The sequence below is a fragment of the Shewanella sp. MSW genome, from assembly GCF_007636515.1.
Classification (GTDB): domain Bacteria; phylum Pseudomonadota; class Gammaproteobacteria; order Enterobacterales; family Shewanellaceae; genus Shewanella; species Shewanella indica.
Map to the genome: position 1 here is coordinate 174,002 of NZ_LVDR01000007.1, position 13,833 is coordinate 187,834.

The following is a 13,833-nucleotide window of genomic DNA, read 5'->3' on the forward strand; positions in this document are numbered from 1 at the left end:
GCTGAGCTCTGGAACGATTCAACACGATAAGAGCGGCATTATAGAGAAAATCTGCCGCTTACCAAAGTACTTCACTTTCAGACGGTGAAGTATCAAACAGTTTGCTCCCTTTGACCAGTGGCTGAAACCAGGTCAAGGCACGAGCGTTCAAAATAACAACAATCAGGCACTGCGATAACAGTTACCGCCGCCCTTCTTGGCGCGATACATGAGTTGATCGGCCCGTTTGAGCAGTTCGATGGCGTTGTCACCATCCATCGGATACACGCTGATCCCGATACTGAGCGACAACTGCACACTGATATCTTGCCACTTAAGAGGTCCTGCCAGCGATTGGATCAAGTTTTCCGCCACCTGGCAGACAGCATCGAAATCCTGAATCCGATTGAGGATCACCACAAATTCGTCGCCACCAAAGCGTACCAGGGTATCAGATTTGCGAATAACAGTAGCCAAGCGTTCCGTTACTTGTACCAGCATTCTATCCCCAACCTCATGGCCATAGGTGTCGTTAATGGCCTTAAAGCCATCGACACCCAAAAACAGCACAGCAAAGCGCTCCTGCTCTCTGGCATGTTGCAAAAACGCCTGCTCCAGCCTGTCATCGAGTAGCGCCCTATTGGGTAAGCCGGTGAGCGGATCGTGATTGGCAAGATGCTTCATCTTGAGCTCGGCCTCGCGCCTTAAGCTCGTTTCCCGGCTGAGGCGCCGATTGAGCTGCAACACCAGCAGTGCAATAAACAGCGCAATCAAGAGTGCCAGCAGAAAATAGCCAAGCCACTCCTTATATTGTTGGCTCTTGTCGGTAATCACAGTGCCAATCCATTTTTCATGGATCCTTTGCCTTTGGCTGTCATCTATACCGCTTATTACCCGGTTAATCAAAGGCACCAAAGGTTTGTAGCCTGACGTGACGCCAATATGGCTCTTTTGATCGGCCATATCGGTTATCAGGTTCATCTTCAGTGCCGGATATTGCCCGGTAGAAAGTGCCGAGGCCAGCGATATCACTTTATCGATAAAGAGATCCGCCCTTCCCTGGTTGACCGCCTCCAATCCTTCACGCATGCCGGGCACCAATACCGGGATTATCCCCTGGCTCTTGGCCATAAGTTCACCGGCGAGCTGATAACCTTCAACAATCGCCACCCGCTGGCCATTGAGTTGCCCCAGGCTATAAAGATTCAGATGATTTACAGTGGATACCATGGCCCAGGGCGATGGCCAATAACCATCGGAAAAAGCCAGCGCAGCATCTTGCTCATCCCTCGCCGCCAGGCTGGCGGCCATCACCACATCGCCGCTGCCAAGCGCCTTGAGGAGATCGCGCCACTCATCGAAAGCCACGGGCGCGAGTTTAAGCCCCAACTGTTGCGCCACCCTGGTCATCACGTCGGCATTAATTCCGGCAAACTGCCCCTGCTCATCCTTGAATTCAAAGGGCGGCCAATCCTTGAGATAACCCACTTTAAGCTCGGGCAAGCTTTCAAGATAGCGCTGCTCTACCTGAGTCAATGGCAGCCGACTCTGCTCCTTGTTGTAAACATGATCGTCACCATTGAGCATCCATTTGTTTTCCAGCGCCGCCAACTCGTCGCGGGTCAACAGATTAAAGCCCGCGCTCAGTCTTTGGGTCAGGCCATGGTCCTGCCTGCGGGTCAACACATAGATATCTGAGCTGAATTGCAAGGCTTTTGCTTGCTGGTAACCGGCCCAGAGTCCATGAGTCAACAGGTAGTGCTGAGTCCAGGCCGAGGGCGAGACGAAGCCTGAGATATCACCGCGGTCGGCGGCATTGACCATGGCATCGAGAGAGTCGAAATATTTGAGCTGTACCTTGGGCAAGCCCTGTTTCAGCTCTGTGATATAAGGTGATGACGGGAAAATGCCTAAGCGTTTGCCGTCCAAAAGTGCAGGCGAATCCACCACCTGCCCTTTGAGAAATAGCCGACTGTTTTGGGTGTGCAAGTGCCAGGCACGCTTGAGTCCTGAGCTGAGGTCATCACTTTCCGGATAGCCTATATGGGCATCAACAATCCCCTGCTTGACCTGCTCCAGAGTGCTGTTCATGCTACCGGCAACAAACTCCACCGGCACCCCGGTTTTGGCAGACCATTTGTGCCAGATATCCACATACAGGCCATGGGGTAAACCATCCGGGCCAAGATCGGAAAACGGCTCCATATTCAGTGGCATGGCAACCGTGATCCCATGCTGATCGGCGCGATAGCCCAGCCAGCGCCTCTGGGTCTGGACGATAAACTCAGGAGTAATCTGGGCAAAGCCACTATCGATTTCGGCCACCAAGGCCTGCCTGCCTTTGGCAACAGCCGGCGCCACCGGCGAGTGCTTTATCAGCATCCTGTTGGCGGTTGGATATTGCTGGGCAATACTGCGCGCCAATTGCCGATCACGAAGATACCCTTCCATGCCGGCAAACACCTTGATCTCTCCGCGGGATACCGCCTTGAGCAAAGCGTCGCGACCTGGATAGAAGGCAAATGACAGGCCGGACTGCTGCGCCTTAAGATCCGATTCGTGGGACGAGCCTGTGACTATCCCTATCCGATACGGCAGCAGCTCATCGAAACTGTCCTTGCGTCTTAGTTCAGAGTGCAGATAAAGGTAGGTGTCAATACGACTGATGGGCTTGGCAAATTCAAACTCGGCTTCGCGCTCCGGGGTCAGCGCCAACGCCAGGTGCACATCCGCCTTGCCTTCTTTGAGCTGCTTCAAAGAGTCGTTCCAGTGCCGTGCCACTAGTGTGATGGGTCTTTGATTGACCCGGCTCCATTCCTGCCATAGGTCCACCAATATCCCCTGGGGCTGGCCGGCATCATCAACAAATTGGTAGGGATAGCTGTCCTCCCCCATGACGATGACAAGAGGGGGGGCAGAAGACAGATCTTGGGTGGCCGCTTCCAGCGGCAGACATACGAGCACCCACAATAGACTCAAAAGAGAGGTCAGCGATTTCAAGTGCTTATTTCCTGATAAGGCGATGTAATTATTTTGTTATTCCCGCATCATTAGACAAAAAATTTGCGTCAATTACCAGAGCACACTTGCTGCTTTCAGGCGGGATTCGGTAAAATACGTCACTGATTTTCCCGCACAAGATTTCAGATGAACACTTCTCAAGACACCATATATGCAACTGACTGCGGTCAGGTCTCAGACTTTGCTTTTGATGATAGGGTGGCCGGCGTATTCAGCGATATGATCCGTCGCTCTGTGCCGGGTTACGGCCAGATCATCAACACCATAGGCGATTTCGCCGAACGCTTTGTGACACAAGACAGTAAAGTCTATGATTTAGGGTGTTCTCTTGGCGCGGCGACTTTAAGTATTCGTAGGCGTATTGAAGGCAAGGGCTGCGAGATTATCGCCGTCGACAACTCACCGGCGATGACCGAGCGCTGTCAGGAGTATCTCAATGCTTATGTCAGCGATACCCAAGTGCAGCTTATTTGTGGTGATATTCGTGATGTCGCCATCGAAGACGCCTCCTTGGTGGTACTCAACTTTACCTTGCAGTTTCTGCCACCCGAGGATCGCGATACCCTGATCCAGAAAATATATGCCGGCTTACGCCCCGGTGGTGCCTTGGTACTGTCGGAAAAAATCCGCTTCGGCGATGAAGTTATCCAGCAAGTACTGGATGAACATCATCTGGATTTCAAACGCGCCAATGGCTATAGCGAGTTGGAGATCAGCCAAAAGCGCAGCGCACTGGAAAACGTGATGAAACCCGATCAACTCGACAATCACTACAACAGATTATCCCAGGCCGGTTTTGGCCATTACGGTGTCTGGTTCCAGTGCTTCAATTTCACATCCATGGTAGCTATCAAGTGATCAGTTTCAGTAATTTCTATCAACAGATTGCCGATTCCAATCTGCAGCATTGGCTGGAAACACTGCCGGCCAAACTCGGCGACTGGCAAAGAGAACACAAACACGGCGCCCTGCCCAAGTGGGAAAAAGTACTCGCCAAGCTTAACTACCCCACCCCCGACCGTCTGGATTTCAAAGATAGTGTCACCATAGGCTCAGGTGAGCAATTGGTAACAGGGCAGCGGGAAAAGCTGGAAAACCTGCTGCAGTTGCTGCATCCCTGGCGCAAGGGACCATTTCATATTCACGGCATTCATATCGATACCGAATGGCGCTCTGATTGGAAGTGGGAGCGCGTCGCGCCCCATATCAGCCCGCTGGCAGGTAGAACCGTGCTGGATGTAGGCTGCGGCAGCGGCTATCACATGTGGCGCATGTATGGTGAAGGCGCCAAAATGGTGGTCGGTGTCGATCCCTCCTCACTGTTTTTATGCCAATTCGAAGCGGTCAAACGCCTTACAGGCGGCACTCCGCCAGTGCACCTGCTGCCTTTGGGGATAGAAGAACTGCCGCCACTGGATGCCTTTGATACCGTGTTCTCCATGGGAGTGCTCTATCACAGGCGTTCCCCCATTGATCACTTGTTGCAACTACGTGATCAATTGCGAACCGGAGGTGAACTCATTTTGGAGACTTTGGTCATAGAAGGTGATGAAAATGCCGTACTGCTGCCACGGGATAGATATGGAAAGATGAATAATGTATGGTTTATCCCGTCCGTTGCCGCGTTGCAACTCTGGCTTGAGAAGTGCGATTTTCGTGAGGTTCGCTGTGTCGACGTCGATGTCACATCTCTGGCCGAGCAACGCTCCACGCCCTGGATGCGCAACGAATCTCTGGTGGATTACCTCGATCCGACCGACATCAATTTAACAGTGGAAGGTTACCCCGCTCCCAAACGGGCTACCTTTATCGCGATTAAGTAAATCGAGCTCACCGAGCCCTATATAAAAGTGACGCAATCTGGAAAACAGAATACAGGAAGCAACATGTTGAAACAGACGATTTCAATCGCCGTCATGGCCTCCATGGCAACACTTGCCGGCGGCTGCGCCAGCACTCAGGAAGTGGCCAATGCCCCGGTGCCGGTCGACGCCCAGACCTTGCAGTCCAACCTCGCCTCTCAGGAAGCCAGCATAGTCAATGTGATTGCTCAGGCGCAGAATCAACAGCAACAGCATCTGGATGCCTTGAATACTCAGCTTCAGAGTTTGCAACAGCAGATGAAGAAACTGCAGCAGCCCCCCAAAGAAACCATCAAGGAAGTACAGGTGCCTGCGCCCTGCGAAGCTTCACCTATTGGCGACAAATATATTCTCGGTGAAGTCGAAAGCGTCTTTATCGATGAATTGAATGCCAGTTTCGACACCCGTATCGATACCGGCGCCGAATCTTCGTCACTCGATGCCCGCAACATAATTCTGTTTGAGCGTGACGGCGCCCAGTGGGTTAGATTCGATGTGATGATCAATGGCGCAGATGCACCGGGAAAAACCTTCGAATCCAAGGTGGTGCGTTTTGTGCGTATCAAACAAGAGGCCGATGAAAAGGACGATCGTCGTCCGGTAATCCACGCCCACCTCAAAATAGGCAAATATGCCGCTGAAACCGATCTTAACCTTACCGACCGCAGTCACCTCGAATATCCTTTGCTGCTTGGCCGCAAGTTTATGAAAGACATAGCCGTTGTCGATGTAGGCCAAGCCTATCTGCATGGCAAAGCCAAAGACTTAGTGATTTCGAGCCATAAATAGGAGCGGTAATGCATTCACGGAAACCTTTCTACCTGGTGGTAGCTCTGCTGTTTATTGTTGGGCTAAGCGCCAGTATTTATCGTGGTATTGAACACAATGTGCCCTTCCTGCCCGGTGAGCAGGTGCAAAGTTGGGCTGTCGATGCCAAGGTGAGTTTTCAGGGTACGGGTGGCCCGGCAGAAGTCTCTTTCTCCCTGCCACAAGACCCGGCATTTGAAGTCTTGATGGAAAATGCCACCTCCCCGGGTTATGGCCTGACTATCAGCAACAATGAACAGGGCCGCCGCGCGCTTTGGTCGATTCGTCAAGCCAATGGCCAACAGGACCTCTACTACAAGGTCACCCTGATCCCCACAGGCCGAGAAGAACTCAAGGCACAGGAAGAACCCCTGCCGCCGGCACCTTATATCTGGTCTGCGACCGAGAAAGCCGCCGCCGAACAGGTGATGGACGAAGCCTGGGCCCGCAGTGCCGGTAACCTCTCTTTTGCCCGTGAGATCATGCGCGCCATTGCCGGCCGTGATCGCAGTCAGAACATAGAGCTGCTGCTGTCGGCCAACTCACCCACCAAACTGTTTGTCCATATGCTCAATAGCCGCGGTATTCCAACTCAGGAAGTCAATGGTCTGTATCTGGAAGATCAGCGTCGTCGGCAGCAACTGTCTCCCTTTGTCGAAGTCTATCAGGACGGTAAATGGCACCTGTTCGATCTGGTCAAAGGCACAGAGGGCCGTCCGGAAAACATGGTGCTGTGGGAGCGCAATGGCAAATCGGTATTGGACGTACTGGGTGGCAGCAACTCCCAGGTCAACTTCTCCATGCTGAAAGACACACGTTCAGCCCTGGCGACCTCCATTGATATGATGGCCAAAAACAGCGCCTTCGACTTCTCTCTCTACCAACTGCCGCTGGAAGAGCAGAGCCTGTTCAAGGGGATTTTGCTGATCCCCATCGGAGTGCTGATGGTGGTATTCCTTAGGGTTATCATAGGAATAAAGACTTCAGGTACCTTTATGCCTGTGCTTATCGCCCTGGCCTTTATCCAGACCACACTGCTGACCGGCCTGATAGGTTTCCTGCTGATTGTGGCCTTTGGCTTGATGATCCGCTCCTATCTATCGCATCTGAACCTGTTGCTGATTTCGCGAATATCGGCGGTGATCATAGTGGTGATAGGCATTATTGGCCTGTTTACCCTGCTGTCGTACAAGTTTGGCCTCAGTGAAGGCCTGACTATCACCTTCTTCCCGATGATCATTCTCGCCTGGACCATTGAACGTATGTCTATCCTCTGGGAAGAGGAAGGCGCCAAAGAGGTGATGGTGCAAGGTGGCGGTTCACTTCTGGTAGCCACTCTGGCTTATCTGGCCATGAGCGCCACTTGGGTACAGCACTGGGTGTTCAACTTCCTGGGTATCCATTTGGTGATCCTGGCGCTGGTGCTGCTGATGGGTCAGTACACGGGTTATCGACTGCTGGAGCTCAAGCGCTTCAAGCCACTGGCAGGAGAATAAAATGAATTTTGCCTGGCCATGGCAGCTACGCCGCGCTGGCGTGCTGAATATGAACAAGCGCAATATCGACTATATTGGCCGCTACAATCCGCGCAAGTTTTACAAACGGGTGGACGACAAGCTCACCACCAAACAACTGGCGCTTGCCAATGATATTGCCGTGCCCGATCTCATAGGTGTGGTGCGCGAGCAACACGGTATCAATAGCATTCCCGAGCAGGTAAAAGATCGCAGTGGCTTTGTGATCAAACCCTCCAAAGGCTCGGGCGGCAAAGGGATCTTGGTGATCACCCATGTGGAGAATGGTCGCTTCTATAAGCCCAATGGCAATGAAGTCACCCCGAGCGAGGTCGACCGCCACGTTTCCAACATCCTCAGCGGTCTGTTCTCCCTCGGTGGCAAGCCGGATGTGGCCATTATCGAGGGCTTGATTGAATTCGATCCCGTCTTCGATGGCTTCAGCTATGAAGGGGTTCCGGATATCCGCCTGATAGTATTCAAGGGGTTTCCTGTGATGGGAATGCTCAGATTGTCCACCGCCGCTTCCGATGGCAAGGCCAACCTGCACCAGGGCGCGGTTGGTGTCGGCTTGGATATCGCCACCGGCCGCGGTCTGCATGCGGTGCAGTTTGACCGCCCGGTCGATTTGCATCCGGACACGGGGCGTAACCTGATTGAAATCGAGGTGCCCCACTGGGATACCTTGCTGCACACGGCCTCGAGCGCCTATGAGATGTGCGAACTGGGTTATCTGGGAACCGATATGGTACTGGATCAAAACAAGGGACCACTGCTGCTGGAGCTCAACGCCCGTCCCGGGCTTGCTATCCAGATAGCCAATGGCATGGGGATATTGCCAAGGCTGCAGCATGTGGAAAGAATGACAGGCAAACCCATGTCAGTGGAAGAACGGGTCGCTTATGCCAAGAAGCACTTTGCCAGCCGCTAACTCCGGCCTGAGTCCATCTCGCCTCAAGTCCAGACTGCCACTGTCGTTGTTGGCGTCCCTGCTGGCATCGACAATGGCCTCGGGCATTTCCCCTGCCCTGGCCGCGCCTAATGCCGTCCCCTTGCTGACGGCTCAATGTGTCGAATACAGCAACAATTTTCAACCTGAATTTCAGGATCTGCAGCTGCTGGAGCGGCAAACCCTAGGGCTGCACAATATCAATGACCGCCTCGGTTATTATCGGAGTTTCCCCCTGTCAGCGGCACAGCATGAGCTGCTGTTGCAATGTCAGTTGAAACTGGCCGACACCATGGATAGATTCCTGAGCGAACCGGCGCTGACAAGCCTGACATCCGAACTGACCCAGGATGATGAGCCACAGCTTCAGGCATTGGCCCAGAGGTTGGACTGGTTGATGCAGCAACATCTGGGCATAGAGGAAAAGGCCCGTCTTCATGGCGCCCAGGCCAGCATTCGCCAGGGAATGCGCAGTGACGATCTCAAGCTGGAGTTGGGACAATGTGCCCTGCCCGGCATGCAACAGGCTTCCAACCCCGAAGAGGATTCAGCGGAGCAGGAAGCCGCTCAATCAGCCCAAAAGCCCGGCTTTTTTGCAGTCAATATAGCCTCTTACTTGATGCAACAGGCCAATAGTGATTGTCGCGCCAAGGTTTGGCGCACTTATCAGGGCCGCGCCAGATTACGCAATCAACTGCCGCTGTCATCCATTTTTGCCCTCAGACAGGAGCAAGCCAAAGCGCATGGTTACCCGAGCTACAGTGATTTTATCCTCAGTTCTCAGTTGCTGAGTACCCCAAGCGATGTGGCCAAATTTCTCGATGCCAGCACTCAAAAACTGGATTACGCCCCTTGGGATCTGGGCCGTGAGTTACAACAGGCCCACTCGACCGAAATGGTCGCGCTCAAAGGCTCTGAAGTACTAAAAGCCCTGTTTGACCATCTCAAACCGCTGGGATTAACCGCAGAGCGGATTAACGACGACTGGCTCAGGGTGTATCACCATGGTCGGCTGCTGGGTGAACTGCTTATCAGCGAAGGCAAACACAACCGCCATAAAATGCTGCGCCGCGCTGTTGTCGGCCAACAAACCGGCCAGAGCGAGCTGGTGCTTAAGCCTCAGCAACTTAGGCTAAAAGATTATCAGACCGCAGTTTCTTCCCTGAGCGCCGCCATAGCCCAACTCAGTGGCGGCGGCCGTTATTATCTCAACAACAGTCTGGAGTTGCCTCAGGATGGCGCCGGAGTGGGCAAAGCCTGGCTGGAACGCTATCTGAGCGGCGCCTTTGCATTTTCACTCAAGCCGGCTCCCGGCTCGCGCGAACAACTGGCCGAAGAATACCAGCAGCAGCTCAAGGTGTTTCGTGCCAAAGTGGCCCTCACCAGCTTTGAAGCCTTTGGCAACAGCCAATACCCACAGCTGCACAAGGCGTTTGAAGCCAGTTTTAATGGCTCCTGGCCCGAAGTCAGTGATTATAGCTACAGCTTTGGCGCCATCAGCGTTCAGGGGCCGCTCTATTATCTCGGGCTCTGGCAACAGCAACTTGCCAGAGCCATAGATGTTCACACCCGGGGCTGCAACCCGGCGCAACTATTTGATCTCTTGCTGGTCAACGAATCAGCCCAACCTATGGCCGCCCGTTTGCAAAGCCTGTTTGGCGCTGCCGATGCGGCCACACTCATCCGGAGGATACGCGATGCCAATACTCAAGAGAACCGGTCAACTGACACTTGCCCTCTGCCTGGGAGTGATGAGCAGTACCCTGGCCGCCAAGAGCCAGCCCAGCGCTGATGAGGTTTATCAACGCATTCAGCAGAATCTGGAGCAACATCTCTACCAGCTGCCCCCAAGGGTGCAGGGCCATTACGGGATCCGCCTCTATCGGATGACAGGTGACGAGCAGTACGCCAACGCCGCCTTGGTGGATCTGTTTGCGGTTACTGAAGCGCAAAGCTTCTATGCCTGCCAACTGGACGACCCTGAATTTGTCAAAAGTGAATCGCTCAAGGCAATATCCCAACTGGGCAATGGCCCCCGGGCCAAGGCACGCAAAAAAGCGCTCAAACCCTTCCCCGAATTTCTGTTTTATACCGATGTGCTGCTGCGCTACGCCAGCCGTATAAATGAGTTTGGTTTTACCGGCCCCTGCCACGACAAGTTGCTCAAAGGGCTCAAGAGTACAGATCTGCAGCACGGCTTGACCGACGAAGCCATGATTGAAGCCTGGGCGGCGCAGCTGATCAATTATGTTTACTGGGCCAAGCAACTTGGCGTTGGCGATTACCTGGAAGACTACAAAGCCGCCTTCAAACGTGTCTACCCGGATGCCGAGGATGGCAAGCTCAGTAAGGCACAATATCGCAATAAGCTCTATGGCCTGACTCACTTTATCTTCGCCGCCAGTGAATACTATCAGCACCCGGTAGATACCAAGGAGTTCGCCTGGATCCTCGACTACTTCGAAGCCAACCGCCAGCGGATCCTCAGTGATGCCACCGACGATATTATTGCCGAAGTAGGAATAAGCTATCTGCTCGCCGGCAAGGGCAAAGATCATCCCATGGTGAAAGCCACTCAGGCGCACATCATCAAGTCCTTCGATCCTGAGGTGGACTTTATTCGCTCCCCCAAAGGCAACCCGGCGCTGGCCCTGGGTGAACACCGTAATGTGCTGGCGATGATGCTGCTCAAATGGCCGGAAAAACTGCATAAAGGCCCCTATTTGAGTGAGCTCAAGGCGACCCGGAAATACCTGCCGATGCAGGTGACGCCACTCGAGTCGGTCAAACAGGCGACCGAGTCGACGAAAAAGGCTAAATAGTTTGAAAAACTGGCAGTTTCCACCCATGATAGGCCGAAATCTGACGAGTTTTTAGAAAATGAACAGACCCAAGTCCACATTGGAACAGTGGCGGATCCTGCAGGCCGTCGTCGACTTCGGTGGTTACGCCCAGGCTGCCGAGCAGCTCAACAAGAGCCAGTCATCCCTCAACCATGCTGTTGCCAAGCTGCAGCATCAGTTGGGGATCCAACTCCTCGAAGTGCGCGGCCGCAAGGCCTATCTGACAGAATGCGGCGAAGTACTGCTGCGCCGCTCTCGTCACGTCACTCAGGCTGTGGGGGAATTGGAGCAGCTCGCCAGCAATCTGGAACAGGGCTGGGAGCCGAGTCTGAGCATCGCCAGGGAGCTGGTCTACCCCATGGAAACCCTGACCGAGGCGCTGGCCGCCTTTCTGCCCCAGAGTCGCGGAACCCGGGTCACAGTGCGGGACACTGTGATCAGCGGTACTCAGGAGATGATCAAAAACCATCAGGTGGATATTGCGATTTGCGGTACCCCGCCCATGGGGTATATCTCAGAGCCCCTTTGCGACTTGAACTTCTACCTGCTCTGCCACCCTTCCCATCCGCTGGCGGCCCAAGTGGAAATTGAAGACGACAGAGTGCTGGCCCAACATCTGCAAATTGTGATCAAAGATACCGGCGTCAATAGTCAACTGGAAATCGGCTGGCTCAAGGCCGAGCAGCGCTGGACCGTCAGCAACTTCCACGAAGCCAAGGTGATCCTGGCCAAAGGCATAGGTTTTTGCTGGATCCCGGCGCATCTGGTCAAGCAGGAGCTGGAAAATGGAGAGTTGGTACGGCTCAGTCTCAAAGGTTCCAGCAGCCGCAAGATACTGCTCAGTCTGGTGGTGCCACAGAGAGATAAACAAGGCCCGGCCTGTAAGCTGCTGGAATCACTGATCCTGGCTCAACATAAATCCGGCTCAGTATAAATCTGGCTCATTATAAATAGTAAGAAACGGAGCAACTTCATATTTACCCTGTGTCCGTAAGGTATGACGTCACAAATATCAGTTAGAAAAAGACTCGAACAGCTCCGGAAGCACACTATAGTGCTTGTTTTTCACACAGTATTATTGAGGTTTTGACAAAAACCTCGGAAATTTGAAGATAATCTGGCGCATTATTTCTGTAATATCACAGAAAGTATCATTAAAGTCATATAGATATAAAACACTGTTGGTAGATAATAGGTTTGGAAACCGCGCATGCGCACTATATGGCTGGTATGTGTAAAAAGTAACGGGCCATTTACAGGAAAACTCTCTGAGGAAAAGCAACCAAACTATCAGATTTTCCATTGGTTTTTCTCTCGCCATGCTTGCCTGGGTAGCACCATCTGTAGCTATGGCTGATCTTGAACGAGCTTTAGAAAACTATCTGCTTATCGTTAAAGGCAAAAGAAGGCTAATGATTTATCCCCAGCCGAGGCTAAGGGGGCACTCGAAGTCCACAACAGACTAAGGGGCTTTGGTGGATCGGGAGGCGGTGGTTGCGAGCCAGTAATCGAATCTCAGATAGATGGAGATTTTGAAGGCTGGGAAGGTGAAACCATTTTTAAGCTTATGAATGGGCAAATCTGGCAGCAGAGCAGCTACTCCTACACCTATATGTATTCGTTCATGCCAAAAGTCATGATTTATCCTGTAAGCGGTGGTTGCACGCTAAAAGTCGATGGTGTTAGCGATACCATTACTGTGCGCCAAATCAAGTAGCAAGTTGGTTATGAGCTCTATTGAAAGAATATGGACACCCTGCGTTAATGGCACGCCCCCGACTATGCTTTGTTTAAGCATTTAACAAGAAGGTTATTGTGCCGCGCCCTCGCCGAACTCAAATTAGTCTTGAAGATACGCCTTACTATCACTGTTGTAGCCGAGTGGTACGGCGTGGCTTTCTGACTACAAGGATATCTTTTGTCAAATCACCTAACTGTGCTTGAACGCAGACAGAAAGAAGGTTAGGTTATTGTTTTATAATGGGTGGCTCGATTTTTTGTTAGATAACAGGTTTGGAAACCGCGTATGTGCGTTTAGCTGCGAGGGATATTAGGACTAAAGCCTATTTAACCAATCGATACAAATAGATAGGATACAAAAAAATAGCGATGCGCGTTTCACTCATCCGAGGACTAAAACGCGTAAGCGTACTATACAACTGTTAGGCATACGGAATATGAATCGAGTTAAGTCTTATATTATTGCAATTTTTCTAGTATCAGTTGCTGGGTGTAAATCAACTTCAGAAAAAGAAGATGAAAGTCTTGCTTTACGAAAATCAACACCAATTCAACTGTTCATGGGGACATGTGTAGTTGGTCGTCAAAGCCCAGCGGCTCTTGAAGAGTCAGCTAAAAGAAAAGGTTTCGTACTCGCTCCTAAACAAATTGCTCAAAATTACTTAAAGGGTAATGCTGGTAAAGCGTGGCACTTGAATAATAGTGAGGGTAGTTTCGGGTTAGCACTACTGCAAAATAAACTTTGTTCCGTATACGTACATCAAGGTGACCCAAATACTATTCAAGCGAGCATGGAGGCTTGGTTACCACCCAAAGGTAGCGGTTTTACATATAAAAAAGAACTAATTTCTCAATCTGCCAACCTGAGTACAACTTCATATACATTGTATCAAGGCAGTAGTTTTCTAGAGCAATGGGTAATAACAATAAATAGTGCTAAACCTAGTGATTTAGTTGCTGTAATGTCATACAAAGGCGTCTAGTATGCCTTGCGAGAATATGGACACCCAGCGTTAATGACGCGGAAGTAAACCCCCGACTATGCTTTGTTTAAGCATTTAACAAGGAGGTTATTATGCCGCGCCATCGCCGAACTCAAATTGGCCTTGAAGATAGGT

At 52.0% G+C, this 13,833-nt stretch carries 10 protein-coding genes and 1 pseudogene; 10 read left to right on the forward strand and 1 reads right to left on the reverse strand.

All coding sequences use genetic code 11. The features are described 5' to 3' along the window. Positions 1–162: 162 nt before the first annotated feature. On the reverse strand, positions 163–2,970 hold the full coding sequence (locus tag AYI96_RS09805; protein ID WP_409928942.1) for a diguanylate cyclase domain-containing protein: 2,808 nt from the start codon (positions 2,968–2,970) through the stop codon (positions 163–165). A gap of 156 nt (positions 2,971–3,126) precedes the next feature. Here AYI96_RS09805 and cmoA point away from each other — a divergent pair, with 156 nt between their 5' ends. From cmoA to AYI96_RS09850, 10 genes and pseudogenes are all read left to right on the forward strand, one after another. Continuing rightward, positions 3,127–3,858: a carboxy-S-adenosyl-L-methionine synthase CmoA gene (cmoA, locus tag AYI96_RS09810; protein WP_039032907.1), complete on the forward strand. Its 732-nt coding sequence runs from the start codon at positions 3,127–3,129 to the stop codon at positions 3,856–3,858. Then, positions 3,855–4,823: a tRNA 5-methoxyuridine(34)/uridine 5-oxyacetic acid(34) synthase CmoB gene (gene cmoB, locus AYI96_RS09815; protein ID WP_071476683.1), complete on the forward strand. Its 969-nt coding sequence runs from the start codon at positions 3,855–3,857 to the stop codon at positions 4,821–4,823. Before cmoA ends, cmoB begins: the two co-directional genes overlap by 4 nt. 63 nt (positions 4,824–4,886) lie before the next feature. Next, entirely contained in the window at positions 4,887–5,651 is a 765-nt protein-coding gene (locus AYI96_RS09820; protein ID WP_039032905.1) for an ATP-dependent zinc protease, read from the forward strand. 8 nt (positions 5,652–5,659) lie between these two features. After that, positions 5,660–7,165 (forward strand): inactive transglutaminase family protein, encoded by a 1,506-nt coding sequence (locus AYI96_RS09825; protein ID WP_039032904.1) that lies wholly within the window; start codon positions 5,660–5,662, stop codon positions 7,163–7,165. A 1-nt stretch (position 7,166) separates the two neighbouring features. Next, entirely contained in the window at positions 7,167–8,114 is a 948-nt protein-coding gene (locus tag AYI96_RS09830; protein ID WP_039032903.1) for an alpha-L-glutamate ligase-like protein, read from the forward strand. After that, positions 8,086–9,924, forward strand: a complete 1,839-nt coding sequence (locus AYI96_RS09835; RefSeq protein WP_144361514.1) for a M3 family metallopeptidase — start codon at positions 8,086–8,088, stop codon at positions 9,922–9,924. Before AYI96_RS09830 ends, AYI96_RS09835 begins: the two co-directional genes overlap by 29 nt. After that, positions 9,884–10,954: a DUF3541 domain-containing protein gene (locus tag AYI96_RS09840; RefSeq protein WP_238398911.1), complete on the forward strand. Its 1,071-nt coding sequence runs from the start codon at positions 9,884–9,886 to the stop codon at positions 10,952–10,954. Before AYI96_RS09835 ends, AYI96_RS09840 begins: the two co-directional genes overlap by 41 nt. Positions 10,955–11,012: 58 nt before the next feature. Further along, a complete protein-coding gene (locus tag AYI96_RS09845) occupies positions 11,013–11,909 on the forward strand; it encodes a LysR family transcriptional regulator (RefSeq protein ID WP_144361516.1) in 897 nt (298 codons plus the stop codon). A gap of 881 nt (positions 11,910–12,790) precedes the next feature. Continuing rightward, positions 12,791–12,877, forward strand: a pseudogene (locus AYI96_RS20495) (Mobile element protein); the annotation flags it as partial. Between the two features lie 275 nt (positions 12,878–13,152). Then, positions 13,153–13,698, forward strand: coding sequence for an NMCC_0638 family (lipo)protein (locus tag AYI96_RS09850; RefSeq protein WP_144361517.1), 546 nt, complete (start codon positions 13,153–13,155; stop codon positions 13,696–13,698). The last annotated feature ends 135 nt before the right edge of the window (positions 13,699–13,833 follow it).